Source organism: Methylobacterium sp. Leaf465 (assembly GCF_001424705.1).
Taxonomy (GTDB): Bacteria; Pseudomonadota; Alphaproteobacteria; order Rhizobiales; family Beijerinckiaceae; genus Methylobacterium.
In genome coordinates, this window is sequence record NZ_LMRA01000020.1 from 1 (window position 1) to 15604 (window position 15604).

At 62.9% G+C, this 15604-nt stretch carries 14 protein-coding genes and 1 pseudogene; 10 read left to right on the top strand and 5 right to left on the bottom strand.

Annotation, left to right across the window (positions count from 1 at the left end; genetic code table 11):
* Positions 1 to 30: 30 nt before the first annotated feature.
* Complete coding sequence (locus ASG51_RS12055) at positions 31 to 1785, bottom strand: site-specific integrase (RefSeq protein ID WP_056381059.1); 1755 nt, start codon at positions 1783 to 1785, stop codon at positions 31 to 33.
* A gap of 316 nt (positions 1786 to 2101) precedes the next feature.
* Here ASG51_RS12055 and ASG51_RS12060 point away from each other — a divergent pair, with 316 nt between their 5' ends.
* From ASG51_RS12060 to ASG51_RS12080, 6 genes are all read left to right on the top strand, one after another.
* Positions 2102 to 3238 carry a site-specific integrase gene (locus tag ASG51_RS12060; protein ID WP_082513992.1) on the top strand — a complete coding sequence of 379 codons (1137 nt, stop codon included), beginning with the start codon at positions 2102 to 2104 and terminating at the stop codon, positions 3236 to 3238.
* Between the two features lie 32 nt (positions 3239 to 3270).
* A complete protein-coding gene (locus ASG51_RS24155) occupies positions 3271 to 4182 on the top strand; it encodes a hypothetical protein (protein ID WP_156389691.1) in 912 nt (303 codons plus the stop codon).
* 154 nt (positions 4183 to 4336) lie between these two features.
* The gene (locus ASG51_RS12065) at positions 4337 to 4483 is read left to right on the top strand and encodes a hypothetical protein (protein WP_244480140.1); all 147 of its coding nucleotides are present in this window, start codon (positions 4337 to 4339) and stop codon (positions 4481 to 4483) included.
* A 70-nt stretch (positions 4484 to 4553) separates the two neighbouring features.
* Positions 4554 to 6065, top strand: a complete 1512-nt coding sequence (locus ASG51_RS12070) for a DnaJ domain-containing protein (protein ID WP_056381065.1) — start codon at positions 4554 to 4556, stop codon at positions 6063 to 6065.
* 105 nt (positions 6066 to 6170) lie between these two features.
* Complete coding sequence (locus ASG51_RS12075) at positions 6171 to 8261, top strand: AAA family ATPase (protein WP_244480141.1); 2091 nt, start codon at positions 6171 to 6173, stop codon at positions 8259 to 8261.
* Positions 8252 to 10567: an AAA family ATPase gene (locus ASG51_RS12080; RefSeq protein ID WP_244480142.1), complete on the top strand. Its 2316-nt coding sequence runs from the start codon at positions 8252 to 8254 to the stop codon at positions 10565 to 10567. Before ASG51_RS12075 ends, ASG51_RS12080 begins: the two co-directional genes overlap by 10 nt.
* 30 nt (positions 10568 to 10597) lie before the next feature.
* Here the strand turns inward: ASG51_RS12080 and ASG51_RS12085 are convergent, their stop codons facing one another.
* Complete coding sequence (locus ASG51_RS12085) at positions 10598 to 11626, bottom strand: hypothetical protein (RefSeq protein WP_056381071.1); 1029 nt, start codon at positions 11624 to 11626, stop codon at positions 10598 to 10600.
* A 54-nt stretch (positions 11627 to 11680) separates the two neighbouring features.
* Positions 11681 to 12283, bottom strand: coding sequence for a hypothetical protein (locus tag ASG51_RS12090; RefSeq protein ID WP_056381072.1), 603 nt, complete (start codon positions 12281 to 12283; stop codon positions 11681 to 11683).
* A gap of 434 nt (positions 12284 to 12717) precedes the next feature.
* On the opposite strand from ASG51_RS12090, the gene ASG51_RS24160 reads away from it, so the two are divergent.
* The 3 genes from ASG51_RS24160 (at position 12718) to ASG51_RS24635 (ending at position 14380) form a co-directional block, all read left to right on the top strand.
* The gene (locus ASG51_RS24160; protein ID WP_156389693.1) at positions 12718 to 13068 is read left to right on the top strand and encodes an AAA family ATPase; all 351 of its coding nucleotides are present in this window, start codon (positions 12718 to 12720) and stop codon (positions 13066 to 13068) included.
* Positions 13069 to 13126: 58 nt separating this feature from the next.
* Entirely contained in the window at positions 13127 to 13891 is a 765-nt protein-coding gene (locus tag ASG51_RS12095; protein ID WP_156389694.1) for a hypothetical protein, read from the top strand.
* A 324-nt stretch (positions 13892 to 14215) separates the two neighbouring features.
* The gene (locus ASG51_RS24635; RefSeq protein ID WP_210168763.1) at positions 14216 to 14380 is read left to right on the top strand and encodes a hypothetical protein; all 165 of its coding nucleotides are present in this window, start codon (positions 14216 to 14218) and stop codon (positions 14378 to 14380) included.
* A gap of 119 nt (positions 14381 to 14499) precedes the next feature.
* Here the strand turns inward: ASG51_RS24635 and ASG51_RS12100 are convergent, their stop codons facing one another.
* Entirely contained in the window at positions 14500 to 15087 is a 588-nt protein-coding gene (locus ASG51_RS12100) for a hypothetical protein (RefSeq protein WP_056381076.1), read from the bottom strand.
* A gap of 164 nt (positions 15088 to 15251) precedes the next feature.
* Between ASG51_RS12100 and ASG51_RS12105 the strand changes: the two genes are divergently transcribed.
* Positions 15252 to 15485, top strand: a complete 234-nt coding sequence (locus ASG51_RS12105) for an HNH endonuclease (protein WP_156389695.1) — start codon at positions 15252 to 15254, stop codon at positions 15483 to 15485.
* 31 nt (positions 15486 to 15516) lie between these two features.
* On the opposite strand, the pseudogene ASG51_RS24165 reads toward ASG51_RS12105, so the two are convergent.
* A pseudogene (locus ASG51_RS24165) lies at positions 15517 to 15604 on the bottom strand (IS5/IS1182 family transposase); the annotation flags it as partial.

The following is a 15604-nucleotide window of genomic DNA, read 5'->3' on the forward strand; positions in this document are numbered from 1 at the left end:
GATGTCTGCTTCATCTTCGCTCCTCAGGGGCTACGATGAACCAGCCATCCTCCGTTCGTGAAGACCCTCAATCTGTCCCACAGGTGCTGACGTCGGACAGTGTGTCAGATCGAGTTCCGCATAGCGGACCTTCTCAATCTCTCGATACAGCGTCGCAGCCTTCAAGCCCTTCCCGTAGATCGACTCTTCCCCATCGCTGTCTCTTCGCCAGCCACCCAGCGCACGGACCCGCTCAAGGCCAATCTCAGCCTCCCGAAGCGCGTCCCGATAGTTGTGCCTGAAGCTGTGGAACGAGACCCCCGTTACGGCCATGTCGAGCTTCCCTAGGAAGCGGCGCTTGTCGTTGAACCACTTCGAGAACGGTCCTGAGAGGTAGCCCAGCGCATCCGGCTTTAGCTCTGGGAAGAGGCGCCTCTCGCCCTTCGCGCGCATCCTCGCGGTAAACTCCAGGAACCCGATACGCTGAAGCTCGGGGTGGACCGGCACGAACCGCTTACCGGCCTCGGTCTTCACCCGCTTCTTGTCAGCCTCATCGGCCCTAGGCTCCCCGGCATCATCAATGAGGATGACCGGGACACCCTCTAGCTCCGTCACGTCCTCCACCCGGAGCTGGCAGCACTCGCCCAAGCGCATGCCCGTCCAGAGTGACAGGAGAGGCACCCAGAAGCGTCCTCTACGGATCACGTTCGGTCCCGGCTTGGCGTAGCCCTCCTCATCATCCTGGCAGCCCGTGTAGAGTGGCGAGTTGAAGATGGCCTGGAGCTGCGCCGTGCTGAACGGCTGACGGAGGTCCCGCTGGTCCCGATCATCAGGCAGCGCGAGGCCCTCGGCTGGGTTGCGGACCACACGCCAGTTCTTCACTCCCCACTTGAACAGGGCCGAGAGGTTGTGGAGGTAGTTGTTGACTGCCGCGACTCCCAGGCGCTCCAGCTTCTCCGCATCAGCCACCTTGGCAGCATCCTCCAGGGACAGCTTCGGGAACCGCTGTGTGGCGTTCCTGGGCAGCCGCATGACGACGTTTCGGATGCGCTCACAGTCCACCCGGTGAACGCTGTCCACGGGCGTGTCTGGGCCTAGCAGCTCCCGCATGGCACGGAACACGGTCTGATAGGTCTTCAGCGTGCCCGCTGTGCGGCTCCTTGTGGGGTCCGCGAGGTAGGCGGTAATCAGCTCCTCAACGGTGCAGGAACGGGGCACAGAGGCTGCTTTAGGCGGGGCAGGGGTGTCCACCACCTCGCCTTGGTTCCGCTGGAGCATGGCGTCTGCCCAGCGCTTCTGGGCCTTCAGCATCGCAAACCCGAGACGCCGCCAGTCCTCAGAGCCCTCGGGCGCAGTCAGGCCATTGGCTTTCAGGACCCCTTCGACCTCCATCCAGATCGTGTCCATGCTGCCCGTGGCAAGCTCCTTGGCAACGATGGGAGCCACGTACTCTGCTGCCTCCACCATCCGCTCAAAGCGGTCAGAGGCAACTCCCTGTTCGCGCTTCTTCTCGTCCTCCTTCAGAAGCTTCGAGAGCCACGCAGCAGCCAGCCTATCGGCCTCCGCTTGTGAGATGGGGTCGACGGCACCAGACAGGCGACGACGGGCAGCCTCTAGCTCCCGGTCAAACTCCACGGACCTGAGGCGTGCCCTACGCACCGCTTCAGCCCTGTCCGAGGTCCCCAGGGCGATCCACTTCTGACCGCTACGGCCACCGGGGATCACCTCACGAAGCTCAGGGGGCACCCAGGCACGGAACGAGTAGGTGCCAGTCTTACGTCGAACGAGGCGGGTCTCAAGGCCCATCTGGGAGGGTCACCTGTAGCAACAACCTGTAGCAGGGATGTCGCCTAACCCTCTGAAAGTCAACGCTTCTAGCCCCATCAAGGGCTTAGGAATAAACTGGCGGAAGGGGTGTCTGCCATCTGAGTGTCCAAGTCACTCCGATCGCGTCCGAATTCTCATTCCTCGCAGAGTCTTAGCTCTATGGGCGAGACCGAACCGGTCCCTTGCTGTCCAACCTCGTCCGAGCTATTTTGTGGGTGGGAATGTGGGGTGTGACTGTTGGGCGAAGGAAATGGCGAAGGGAAAAGGAAGCCACCCGGAGAAAGCTCTTTCCGCTATGCAGGTCCGAGCCATGAAAATCGCTGGCCGCTACGCCGACGGTAACGGTCTCTACCTCATAGTAGACCCTTCCGGCGCCAAGCGGTGGCTGCTACGCACCGTTGTCCAAGGGCGTCGTCGAGACATCGGGCTCGGAGGCACCAGTCTGGTATCTCTAGCCGAGGCACGTGAGAAGGCGTCGAGCTTCCGCAAGCTGGCCCGGGAGGGCGGTGACCCTTTGGCGGAGCGTCGGAAGGTGCAGGCTAGCGTACCCACCTTCGCGCAGGCCGTGCAGACGGTTCATGACGAGCACAAAGCGACCTGGAAGAACGCCAAGCACGCACAGCAGTGGATCACGACCCTGCAAACCTACGCCTACCCTCATCTCAATGCGAAACCCGTTGATGGTATCACTACGCCCGACGTGTTGAAGGTGCTGGCACCGATCTGGCTGACCAAGCCCGAGACCGCCCGACGAGTGCGCCAGCGCATCGGCACTGTGCTGGACTGGGCGAAAGCAGCTGGTCACCGCGCAGGAGAGAACCCAATAGATGGCGTGGCCAAAGGCCTGCCGAAGCAGACGGATCGGGACGAGCACCACTCGGCGCTATCCTACGCGGAGGTGTCCGCTTTCCTGGACCAGCTCCGGGTATGTGGCGGGAGCGAGGCGGTACGATTGGGTTTTGAATTTCTTATCCTGACCGCGGCCCGGACGGGCGAAGTGCTCGGCATGACTTGGTCTGAGATTGATATGAACGCGCGGCTCTGGATGGTGCCGGCTCAGCGCATGAAAGCAGGGCGAGAGCACCGAGTGCCACTATCCGACCCTGCCCTTGCCGTGCTGACCAGGGCCAAAGCGATCAGCACAAGTGGGGAACTGGTCTTTCCCGGGCGATCACAGGGTCGGCCGTTATCGAACATGGCATTCCTGATGGTGCTGCGACGAATGGGTCTTAACATAACCCCGCACGGGTTCCGCTCGTCGTTCCGGGACTGGGCGGCGGAGTGCACGAGCTTGCCGCGAGAGGTGGCCGAAATGGCCTTGGCTCACACTGTGGAGAACCGGGTCGAGGCTGCCTATCGACGCGGTGATCTACTTGAGAAGCGCCGGGAGTTGATGATGATGTGGGCGAACTGGGCGACAAGTAGCGTCTGAGTCGATTTGCCCAACGCATTGGGATTTGAAGCGTGGAAAGGCATGATGGTAGCAGTCAGGACGATCCCAAGCCCAAGAGCGAAGGAGGGTCGATAACCTGGGGTATCGCCCATCAGCCAATCGAGTTCTTGCTTCATCAAGATCTTAAGGCCTGGCGTGCTGAGGCGTCCGGGAAGTCTCGCAGTAAACGGTCGCAGCAAGCGTTCTTGCGACGCAAGCGAACTCTCTACGAATCTTTGACGCCGGGAGAACTGCAAGCTACAGCCAGCGATGCTGAAAAGAGGTTCCTGGCTAATTTCGATGAGCGCTTACTGGATGAGTCTCTAAGCTTTATGAATCCAAAGTTCAGGGCGGACGTAGAGCGTTGGGGACGCTCCCCAACTTGGTCAATCAAGGAGGCAGTTGCACTCTATCTCGATCGAGATCCCGCCTGTTTCAAATGGTCTGACGTTAAAAACTGGATTAGCGGCTCCAATCTCATTCAGGGCGCAGCTGATTTCCGGCGAGCCGCACGTGATGCCGTTCGTCTCGGTGAGTTGTATAAAAGAACTCCACCTGAAGAGCTTGTGCATTGGGCTGAGGCGAAGGGCTACACTTTCCCTGAGCATCTGGTCACCATTGTCGGAATGCACCGGCCGTATGAAGTGCCGCATCGGCCTACCCATGATTTATGGTCACGCCTAAGCACTAAACAGCAGAACAACGTATTCAAGCTTCTTCTGGCGCTTGCGATCGATGGTTATGGCTTCAATCCCTATAGGCCTGGGAGCCGCGGCAGTACGCCAATGGGGGCTGCAACCGCAGCCGTCGGGTTGAGAATGGATCCGCAGACGATCACAAAGATGCTGCAAGGCATCAAGGAAATAGTCGACGAAGCGGACGTAGATCGTCACCTCGCCAAGCGATCCAAGCCGGAGGGGAGCTGGCCAGCGACCCCTCGATAAGTACGATCTCCTCGAGCAAATACTGGTTTTCACTCAGAGCCTACGAACTCTGGCACACCGACTGCAACGCAGCCGAGCCAGTGCCCTAATGAGCCACACGCCCTCCAATCTACCCGCATATCTTCGCATCAATCAGATTGTGAAGCCAAACGGAATGCTTCCGATCGCTCGCTCCACTTGGTGGGCTGGGGTCGCCTCAGGCCGTTACCCCAAACCCGTCAAGCTCGGGCCCGGCATCACGGTCTGGCCGGCTCGCCTGATCCTCGAACTCGCCGAGAACGGCGTCAGCCAGACGGGCTGACGCTCGCCCAGCGCCGTTCGAACGATGGAGCGACCGCGGATACCGCGGTCCGGGTCGGGGGATACGAGAGATGACGGATGATGAAGCGCGTGCTGCGCTCGATATACCGTGCAATGCGACCATGGCCGAGATCAAGGCGGCCTTCTATGCCAAGGCCAAGCAGTACCACCCGGACCGCAACGCCGGTCCTGGAGCGGAAGCTGAGTTCCAGCGTGTCGAGCAGGCCTACCGGACCCTGATCGGCCGTAAGCCCGCCAACCCCTCGGCGCTCGATCGGTCTCAGCAAGATGGCGACTCGGGCGCTCGGCGGGCCCGAGCGGCAGCCGGAGCGGATGCTCTTGACCTGATCACCCTCGTGCGGTCGGTCCTCGCGATGCTCGGCGTCACCATCTTGTTCGACGGCACCATCCGCGTCGGCTTGGGTTCGCAGGAGGGCTATGGTCCGAACGACGCCGCAGCCTGGCTTGCCCGCACGCCGGACTGGGGTTTCGAGCAACTCCTCGACGAGGTGATGATTGCCCTGCGCCGCGATGGAACCACGCTCTCGGTTGGTGAGGTCAAGCGCGCCCTTTCCAAGATCGTTCGCGAGGACCAGCAGGATCGCAGTAACTTCATCATGCGCCCCTTGCTGTTCGACCCCCTTGACGACGAAGAACAGGTACGGGCGCGAGCCGCGTGGGCAAGCCTCGTCGGCCCGGTGTTCGAAGGCGACACCGCGCTCGTCACCGCCGTGCTGCAGCATTTTGTCTGGCAGGTGAAGCGCAAACAGCTCGAACGCCCGGTGGAGCATCACCTCACCCCGATCGTCGTCAGTTCGCGGCAGGGCACGGGCAAGTCGACGTTCGTGCGTCGTTTCGTCGGGCCGCTTCAGGATCTCGCCTCCCCCCCAGTGCTCCTGTCCGATCTGGCTGACCGGCGTAGCGGCGACATCTTTCGGTTCCCTGCTACATTCGCGGACGACATCGAGCGCCTCGACCCACGCCTCGTGCCAGCTCTGAAAAGCGTCCTGACGTCTGGTGCCCTCAGTCGGCGTCGTCTTGGAACCTCGATCGCTGTCAAGCGACCGCAGATCACCACGGTGATCGGCACGGCCAACGAGAGCGTCGGCACCATGATCCCCGATGCTACCGGGCATCGTCGTTTCGCCGAATTGGCCTTCCGCAACGGCAACGTCGATAGGGAGGGCGATCCGGAGGTCTGGTTGGCCATCGAAGAGGCCGACTACGACCTCCTCTGGCGTTCGGTCGATGGGCACGCTCCTTCGCCGATCCTCCCGTTCCTCAAGATGTTGGGGACGGTTCAGGACGCTGCAGCCCCGCCGGATATACTCAAGTGCTGGCTGTATAAGTTGGACCCGAGCAGCGACGAGGTCGAACAGATCACTGTCCCGGGGCCGAGGAAGGTCGGTGCGGACGATCTGCGCTTGTTGTTCTGCGCGCAGACGGGCGAGGAGATTTCGAACAATCGCTTCGAGGCTCGCATGGCCGTGCTCGTCGGTGATCCGCAAGTCCCTTTTCGCACGAAGCGACGCGTCGCAGCCGGCTGCTTCTACCCGTTCAAGCCGCGCACTGCCGACGGTTGACAGCCATCGCGAACGGATCCGTTTGCATGGTCTGCGTCACCTGCACGGTCTACACCCTCTGCACGACCTCGGCACCGCGCAGAGCCCTGATCGTTCTTGTTCGAGATGCAGATGACGAACGTGCCCAGCTTCACCGACAAGTACCGGCCACAGACGTTCGGTGAGGTCTTCGGTCAGCCAAGTGCGGTCGGCTGCCTGTCCGGTCTGATTAAGCGCGGGCAGCGCGGTCGCAACATCTTACTGCACGGTGCGGTCGGCTCGGGCAAGACTAGCCTCGCCCGGCTCTACGCCCGCGCCCTGAACTGCGAGGCGCCGGAGACGGACGGCTCACCCTGCTGCGACCGATGCGAATCTTGCCAGATCGGCACGGATGCCAAGCCGGTGGGCTTCTTCGAATACAACGTCAGCCGCGACGGTGGAGGAGTCAGAGAAGTCCGTCACTGGGCTCACCTTCACAACCATGCGGAACGGGATCTCAACTGGCGCATCCTGTTCTTCGACGAAGCGCAGGCCCTGGAGCCCAAGGCATGTGACGCCCTCCTCGCTGCCGTCGAGCAACCGTCCGAGCGGGTGCTGTTCTTTTTCGCGACGACGGAGGTGGAGCGCATTCGTCCAGCGTTGCGCTCCCGGCTGTTCGATCTGCTGATCCGGCCGCTCCCTGTAGCGGACGCCATCACCTTCCTGCGCAAGTATGCCGAGGCCGAAGGCGTCGATCCCGAACCTGGTGCCCTGGAACTGCTCGCCGGTCTGCGCAACGGCTACCCCCGCGACCTGCTGCTTGGGCTCGACCGCGTGTGCGAACCCGGCACCCGTATGACGGTCGAGGACGTGCGTGCCGCCTTCGATGTGGATCAGACCGAAATCCTGCTGAACTACTTCCTGGCTCTGGCCGACGCAGATCTCGCCCGTCAGACCGATATCGTATTCGGCTGGCAGGAGAGCGGGAGCAACAGGAGCCGTTGGATCCGGACCTTCCTAATCTCGCTCTACCACAACGACATTCTCGGCCGGCGCCTCGTCGTCGACGGGGTGATCGAGTCGATCTCGGAGAGTAGTCGCACGGCGATCCTAGATCGGTTCTGCCGGCGTCTCGGCATCACGAACCGCGGCGAGTTGGCGTCGTTCTGGCACCAGATGTTGGATTTCTGGTTGGTTTCGGAAACCGCCGTGGACGAGACCGCCCTGAGCCTGCGCCTCACGCTGTTCCACCGGTTGGTCAACGGGGTCGTCGTGAAGACGACGATTGGCGGTAAAGCTCAAGGTTCTCAACCTCTGACGTTGGCGGCTGCTGCATGGACGGTGTGTCGCGGCTTCGGACTGCCGCGCGCGGACATCCGAGAGCCGCATACTGAGGAAGGTTTTCTCGGCGCTGCCGACGTTCGGCGCATCGTCAACTGCGCTTCGTTCCTGACGCAGGAATATGGCGTACTCTTCGACGCCGCCTTCGAGATCAGACCGGCAGAGTTCGGTATCGAGGATACGACATCGGCCCTCGCGCTGATCGAAGCGTTCCGCGACGATCTCAGCACCAAGGCGGAGGCGTATGGGCTTCGCTTCGCGTGTCTCATGGTGCTCGAACGCGACGAATACGGCATCATCGCTCGCCTTGTGACGCATCTGCCCCGCCAGGCCTTTGCCGACGTGGGCGGTGTCGCAGCCTGGGCACAGACTTGGCGGCACGATGGAGCGTTGGCAGCGGCACGCGACGGCGTTCTTTGTAAGCTTGCACCCGAAGCTGAGGCGCCCGCTCTCTCGTTCCATTGGGACGCGGTCCTGAACCTGTGTGCCGGTTTGGACGCAGGGGTCACAGCCAACGACTCGGGCACCGGAAAACGTCGATCCTTGCTCAAGCTTCTAGGCGTCCATGCCAGATCGACGCGACGGTTCCGAAGTCCCGCCCAGCTCAGCGTCTCAACGATGTTCTTTGAGGAGGCCATCGCCGACGCCTGCCGCGATAGTCTTGATCCTCTCTCCGCCTTCGACGACGAAGCCTGGACTTACCTGAAGACGGGGTGGGAGCGGCGTGAACACCCCGAGCGGATGGCAACGCGAGCGGACCGGGAGGCTGAGCGAAATCTGGTCCAGCAGCGATACGGCAACACACCCGAAGCTCGGACGGCGTTCGACGAGCTGACGCAACGGTGGACGGTAGACCCACACCAGCGACGGCGGCGCTGGCGTGGTTGGTGGTCCTGATCGGCATGTACGACGTCGACTACCTGCTCGCAGCGACGCTCGGAGAGGCACCGGGCCTGGAGCGCTCGGTGATCTATCGATACCGCACAGGCGTGCTACGCATGCGCGTGTTCGCCGTCCTACAGGTCGCTGCGGCAAAGCTTGGGCGAGAGGTGAGCGTCGACCCCGACCCACTTGCTTTTCGTTTCGTCGACGGTGGGCTCTACGAAAGCATGAAGCTCTACGAATGGCCACGGCGCGTACGAGGTGCTGCGGCGCCTGCCTCGACCATCCGGAGCACGCTGTGGAGCCTGCTTGAGAGCGCGAATGGCCCGAGTATCCATTTCCTGCCGTATGCTGCGGTGCCCCATGGCTGGGAGGAGGTCGAGCACAGTTGCCTGATTGTCGAGGAACCTGCGATCACCCGCAGCACCTTGCACCCGGTCCTGTGCTACCTCGCGGCGACGACCGATCTCGCTTCCAACGTAGACTTCCCTACCGAGGTGGGGTTCGTCGAAAGCTTTGCCGAGTTGGTCGATGAAGGGGCTGATCTGCCCGCGATCATGCAGGCCTTCGACGAGCGTGTCCTGCTCTGCACCGACCCGACGACGAATCGGTTCGACACGGCCCTTCATCATCGCGAAGTCGTCCGGCGGGAGGGGCACCAATCGCCGTTGCGGCACTTGCGCGATCTCATCGGGCTGCACCAGGAGCGCGACGCTGTCGATCTGATCTGCGCGTTCGACGAACGGCGATGGGTGTGCGGCTGGACGGCTCATGAGTTCGTGGTGGAACTCTACCGAATCGCCGTCAGGCTGCTCGATTTAGGGGACGCCCCGGGTACGGTTCGTTCCTCCCGACGCTCCCACGTCTCGACCTTCGCGGCAACGGAGGGAGCAATCCTTTGGGCGGCTCTGCTGCTGGCCAGCGAGGATGCCCTGTTGCAAGGCCTCCGTGAGGAACGGGATTGCTACCGTCGTGGGCCAGATCTGCTCGTGACGTCGCTTGCGGTTCTTGGACAGGATTTCCTCGTGCGCGCACCGCGGGCGGGTAACGACGACGCGCTCGACGGTCGCTGGTCGAGCCTCGATCGGGCCCTGAACCGATGCCGTTGGAGAGAACCAGACGATCGTTTGGCGACGGCGCGGGACGCGCTCGCGCATGCCCTCACATCCACGCTGGCGCGGCGCCCGGCAGGGATGAGGACCTGGATCACGCGCCTACATGCCGAATCGATTGCGGCGGTCGCTTGGATTGAGCCATGCCACTGCGGGTATGAGCTACGCAACGGCGTCAGATCGGCGGTTGCGAAAGCTCCCGCCCAGGAGCCTCGGACATTCGGGGCCGTGATCGGGCGCGCACATACGGTCGAGGCTCTGCGCCGACACGCTCGACGCAAGAACGATGGTGTCGGCCTGCTGCTCTACGGCCCCAAGGGCGTCGGCAAGCGCACCCTGGCGCGGCTCTACGCCCGGGCGGTCCTCTGCGAGCTACCAGACTCAGGGGGGTCGCCTTGCGGCACCTGCGCGACGTGTCTCGGCTTCGACGACGGCTCGCCTGGCTACTGCGAGGTGGATGGTTCGGACATCGATGTCGCGCATCACACTGCTCAGATCATCGAGCTCGCCAGGATGGTCGAGCAGTCATCAATGCTGACGCCACATTGCGTCTTTGTGGTCCGGAACGCCGATCGCTACCCTCCAGAGGTATTCGACGCACTTCTCCAGCCGATGGAGGCTAACCCTCGGGTGAGTTTCGTGCTGCTGGCCAGCGATCCAAACGCTGTGCGGCTGGCGGGTCGGTCGCGCTGCTTCGACTACTGCGTGCGCCGTCTTGAACGACTAGAGGCGGAGGTATTCGTACGCCAGACGCTGGCTGCGGATGGGCTTGCTTGCGACGAGGCAACGCTCGCCCTGCTCGTCGATGCAGGTGACGGGCTTCCGGGCCGTTTGAGCTGGGCCTGCTCAACTGCGGCGCACGTGCTGGCGCTCGGTGTCGATGCCACGCGCAAGGTGCTGGGCCTCGATTGGGCTGACAACCTCGTTGCGGCTTGGCCCAACCTAGCCGGTGGGAAAGCCTCGGCGTTGACCGACCTGATGCGCGCATCTGGTACCGATCGGTTCGAACAAATTCGTCGACTCCGAGCCCTGCTGCAACGGGCCTACCTCGATGAGTTGTTGCCGTCGTCGGTGAACTACGACGCGCTGGATCCAGCTTTGCGTAACATGTGCAAGCGGTCCGCCGCTGCACCCGTCGCATTCTCGGAGCAATCGCCGACGACGGACGTGATGGCCCTCGAACGGCTCCTCGCTCGATACTCTAACTAAATGACCCACGCCAAAAACCGTCAAGACAATCTAACTCGCCCGAACTGTTTGGAAGCCAGACGTTCGAACGAGATCGTGCAGACGTTGCGTCGGAGGGCCATAGCTGACGATGCCGACATCAAGATCGCGCTCGCTGGCCAACTGCAAGGCGCGCAGCAGAGCAGCGTCGATCCAGGCGTCTTCGTTGCCGAAGGCCCCTCCGCCCAGTCTCGTTAGCAGAACGCGGTTCGAAGCCCCTCGAACCGCGTTCATTACGCCCGCCCACAACGTCGCCTCGTAGGCGGCTTCTAGGACAAGGCGGGCGACCGGCGCCCAAGCATCGCCCGGAGAGCGCCCGTAGGCCACGGGCAGAGCGGAGCAGAAGACCTGGCTGACCGACGGCCCTGGCGCAGGCCCGTCCGTGACTTCGACGTCGGTGTGCAGCCCAATGCGCATGAGGCTGCGTAAGCGGTCCAGCGCCAATGCATCCGCCCTCTGCAGGTGATCAGCAATCAAGGTCAGTCCATCGCGGGTAGCCAGAGCGTAGCCGTTCTGCATCTGCCACAGGGCGGAGGGTCGGGTGTCGAGTTGCTGCGCCAGAGCCGCACTAAGGTCGGCGAGCGTATCAAGCTGGCGATCCGCGGTCTGGCCGATCTGCCCCGCAACGGAGACGAGGTAGTTGCGGTAAATCGTGGCCGCCCCCGCTGCCATGGCACAGGCCGGTCCCTGCGTCTGATCATAAGCGTAGTTGCTCACTCCGTCCTCTGGCGAGACGTCGGGACCAACCATCTCAAGGAGGTTGAACTGCGAGGCGACTTGGAACAGCGCACCGCGGTTCTCGGGCAGGCGATGCATCTCGCGCACGTCCCCCTCGACGATCGAGAGGCGCAGCCGGCCGGGACGAACTACGGCATCGGCAGCAGTCCGCAAATCGGCCAGGGACGGCAGGCTCAGCGTGCCGACGGCGAAGGTATGACCGGGGCCGGACCGGACGAGCCGACCGTCCCGTACGGACAGCCGTGCTTGGGTCTCGGCGTACCCGATCTCAGGAAAGCCTGTGATCCGCTCAAACCAGTCCATGGCAGCCTGCCCCCGAGTGCTTCTGAGTGACGATCATGGCGGTACTCCAAGCCGTTAACGAGGCGCCGTCGGCGTCAGCACCGTCGGGCGGCCGGGGGTAGGTATGGGACGCTGTGCCGGTGCTCCCACGCTTGGCGTCGGCTGCTGAGTTTGGACCAGAGTATGCAGGCCCGAGCCGGGTTCCTCTGCCAAAGCCGACTGCAGCCCCTCGAACAGACGCGTCATGATAACCCAGTGCACAGCGATGCCGTCCTCGGCCATGGCCTCGACCACCAGCGCCGGACCGGTAAAGCCGATCACCTGCGAGACGACCTCGTGCGGGCCTATCACCCAATGAAGTTGGAAGGCAGTATCAAGAGGGGCGCCGGTCAGCCGGCTCTCGCCGCCGAAGCGCAGGATGTAGCGGTTCGCCGCCTGACTCTCCCAGCGGGCGCTGATGCCGCGTTTGGCAAACAGCGTGATCAGTTCGCGGGGCGTGAACCCGAAGTCGGAGTAGTTCGGAGGCAGGACGAAGCTGCTGTCGAGCACGGCATCCGGCACGATGCGGCTTGTGCTCAGCCGGGGAGCGAACACCGTGGTGCCGGTCGCCCAGGCGGAGCCGAGGACGATGGCAGCAGCAAGGAGCCATTGGACGACGTTGTGTTTGAGAAGGGACATGACGATCTCGCAGGTGGCGGCAAGCGTGGCCGCTGTATTCCTGCGAGGAGCGAGTTCTTTACAGCCGACGCGGAGTTCTGGTGCTGCAAAGCGTGCGGGGCACGCGCTCCGCCATCTGCACACCGAGCCCTGGAGGGGTCATGGTCTGCCTCTGTTACGGCGTGGAACGCGCGCCGGCAGGCGCCTGAACACGACTGGAGAGCCGAGACACCCACGTCGCGGCAGGTACGCGCACCCACCTACGGCTGCCGGATGCCTTGCTGGCCAAGCCGGTACGAAGGGTGGACATCTTTACTGCGGCCAAGCAACCGGCGGGCGGGTGTAACGTTCTACACCTTAGCTTGCGCTGGGCGACGTTCTTGAGGCCGGCGCGAAGGGGGTTGACGCGGTCGGCACTCGTGCAGGGCCTACGGCCCGAAGCAACGTGGACGACCATGAGACTGAAGACCACTTGGATCCGCAACTACCACAGCATCAGGGACACCCGGTGGTTCGCCGACGAGGATGGCAAGACGATCCTCGTCGGCCCGAACGAGGCGGGCAAGACGGCGATCCTCCAAGCGCTCCAACAGCTGAGCAAGCCTGAGGGCGTCAAGGGCTTCGACGGTTTGCGAGACTACCTCCACGCGCTCGCCTACGACATCACCCGGGGCGTCGTGACTTCTCGAAGACCAAGCTCGCCGAGGCCTTCCTGCGCTGGGCGCGATCGCACGAGGCATCAGATCTCATGTACGGGGAGAGGGCCAGCTGGAAGACGCTCTTCACGGCAATCAACACGGTGTTGAAGTGATGCTCGGAACGACCACGGGAAACGGTCTCATGACTCCGAGATCATTCCAGACCTTGGTCGGCCTGTTCCCGAACCTGGGACCCGACGGAGCCTGGTACGACGGGCAGCACTGCGAGCTCGACCCGACCCTTCGTCTGATACTCGACCGAGCCGCGGCGGGCTACGACGACGCCCTTCGACATGCCATCGAGTTCTGGGTCGTCAACAACGAGAGGATCGTGCCGTTCATGGCCGAGCGCATCAGCCTCGGAGAGACCTACGCCTTGGCAAACTGCGTCCAGCGGCACACAGACCGGCTCGTCTGTGCCGGGATCGAACAAGCGAAAGCCGCCGCCTGCGCGCAGAGCTACGGGCGCATCGTCAAGGGACATGCCGACAGATTGACGGCCGGCGTCGGCGAGCCGCTTTTCCCGAACCAGGAGGTAATCCTCTACAGGGGCTGGGCCGTGCGCCTGAGCGAGTTTGCAACAGGCTGGGATTCGGGAGCCATGTTCTCCTGTCCCGTTCCACTCGCGTGCACCCTCAACCCCGACATCGTACCCCTGCACTTCGCCTGGAAGCGTCAAAATCTGGTCCGAGACAGTTTTCCCGGCGAGCCGGTCGCGGCCATCATACTACAGATCAGGATAGAAGCGGAACATGCAAGCCGCCTGATCTGGGCCGGGTTCATGCCGCACAAGGAACCGAAGCAGGATCATCGTTGGCAGCAGGAGATCCTCGCTCCACCCAACTTCCGGTTCACCGTGACGAGCCATCTTCCCGTGCCGGGCGCCTCGGCACACCTGAATTGGGTCGAGGCCACGGGTAGCTTCCCGTGAGGCAGTGACGCCATAACGGTCTTAGCCTTCGGGCCGGTCCAACCACTCCCCGAGCCGCGCGATCTCGGCCTCGGCCACGTCGAGCCGTGCCAGCGCCTCGTCCATGATCTCAATCGCCGTAAGCTAGTCGACCTCCAGCCGCTTGCGTTCGGCCACGAGCTTGGCCGCCGCATCGGCCTGCGTAGATCTTCAGAGATCCGTCACCGCGTTCCCCAAAAGCATCTGCACCTTCTCGGGCAGCCCCTCAGGCTCAGCCGCCTCCGGTAGTTCCGCTCGGCCTTCCACTCATGCAGCAGCTCCCCGACCACACGGTGCGAGCCGCTCTTGCTCAGCTCCGGGATGCCCGGAACCGAGGCGGACGCGGATCTCGTCGACTGTTTCGGCTTCCGCCCGGTCACCCTCGACGAGATCCGCATCCGCCTCGCCGAGAACGCCGCCCGCGAGGAAGTCGGGTTCTCTACTACGCTAGACACACGGGAAATGGAGTAAATTCGGTAGTCGGATGAAAGGCACGGCGAGGAGGGGCAGACCGCTGGAGAGTCTTCTCTCTGAGTTAGTATCTCTGGTTTTATAGTCAAAACGAGCTGCCCGGAGGCTGGGCAAGATGCTCAGTCCTCGACTAGGGGGGAAACGGCCTTTGCTCTTGGCGGTCTTGGTGTCGCCAGAAAGGCATGCCGCGCCTCAACCACGTAGCCGTTCGGTCGGCCGGGTGCGCGAGGGCCGATAAGTCCGGAAACGGTAACAGTGCGGAGGTGCTTCGTGCTGGCAACGTTTCGCAACAAGCGGTTCTTGGCGAACGCCATACCGATCAGTGTCTTTTCCAGCCAATCGACGGTTTCGCTGGCGGAACTTCGAGCCTTGCTGAAGGCACCGCCGTCGGTCAGGAGCGGGAACAGGAACATGTAAGGCGTCCCGCGGCGTTCGGAGACGTACTCGGTGTAGATGCGGAGCTTGTGATCTTCGAAGATCTCACCTCGAAAGCCAGCTTTCGCGAGTGTCTTTCCGACGTACCAAGGCCTGTAGACCCGATCGTACATCACTAATGCATAGCAACCGATAGCCTGTTCGAGCTGACGAGAGGCGTAGCCCCAACGCGTCGCTTCGTAATCGACGGCCTCCCAGAACAGCTTCTGACTGCGGAGGACCTGATTGTCGGTCTTGTGAACGAGGAACGGACCGTAGGTGTCGAAGCGCATGCTGCCTCCTTGTTTGCAGCGATCTGAGCACGCCAGGGATCATGCGCCAACCAGAAAGCTACAATGCCCTAAAGACAGTTGGCTCGCTGCTTGGAACACTCGACGCAAGGACAGCCAAATCGCCAGGTCGGACATGGGCCGACCGCAAAGTGAACGAGCCGGTCATGGCACTCTACGGCTCGCTGGAGTGGCGGGGACTGCGGGACCGACTGCTGCGCGAGCGCGGCCGCAAGTGCGAGGACCGCGGACGCACCGGCACCCGCATCTACTGCGATCATGTGGTGGAGATCTGTGACGGGGGCGCCGGCCTGGACGTCACGAACATCAAGCTCCGGTGCGGATCGTGCCACACCCGGAAGACGGCAGACGCCAGGGCGAAGCGACACGGATTGCGATGAGCAGGGCCAAAGCTCAGACGTCTAGGGTCTGTCATCGCTTGAGCCAATCGAGGGCCGCGGCAAGACAGAGGACGCCCATGAAGCTGACGGTCGTCTTCTCGTAGCGTGTGGCGATGGCG

Bases quoted from the DNA above. Each gene is read 5' to 3' on its own strand.
- ASG51_RS12055 (WP_056381059.1), bottom strand. From the start codon at position 1,785: ATGGGCCTTGAGACCCGCCTCGTTCGACGTAAGACTGGCACCTACTCG.
- ASG51_RS12100 (WP_056381076.1), bottom strand. From the start codon at position 15,087: ATGCGCTTCGACACCTACGGTCCGTTCCTCGTTCACAAGACCGACAAT.
- ASG51_RS24160 (WP_156389693.1), top strand. From the start codon at position 12,718: ATGAGACTGAAGACCACTTGGATCCGCAACTACCACAGCATCAGGGAC.
- ASG51_RS12065 (WP_244480140.1), top strand. From the start codon at position 4,337: ATGCTTCCGATCGCTCGCTCCACTTGGTGGGCTGGGGTCGCCTCAGGC.
- ASG51_RS12060 (WP_082513992.1), top strand. From the start codon at position 2,102: ATGCAGGTCCGAGCCATGAAAATCGCTGGCCGCTACGCCGACGGTAAC.
- ASG51_RS12070 (WP_056381065.1), top strand. From the start codon at position 4,554: ATGACGGATGATGAAGCGCGTGCTGCGCTCGATATACCGTGCAATGCG.
- ASG51_RS12090 (WP_056381072.1), bottom strand. From the start codon at position 12,283: ATGTCCCTTCTCAAACACAACGTCGTCCAATGGCTCCTTGCTGCTGCC.
- ASG51_RS12075 (WP_244480141.1), top strand. From the start codon at position 6,171: ATGCAGATGACGAACGTGCCCAGCTTCACCGACAAGTACCGGCCACAG.
- ASG51_RS12085 (WP_056381071.1), bottom strand. From the start codon at position 11,626: ATGGACTGGTTTGAGCGGATCACAGGCTTTCCTGAGATCGGGTACGCC.
- ASG51_RS12105 (WP_156389695.1), top strand. From the start codon at position 15,252: ATGGCACTCTACGGCTCGCTGGAGTGGCGGGGACTGCGGGACCGACTG.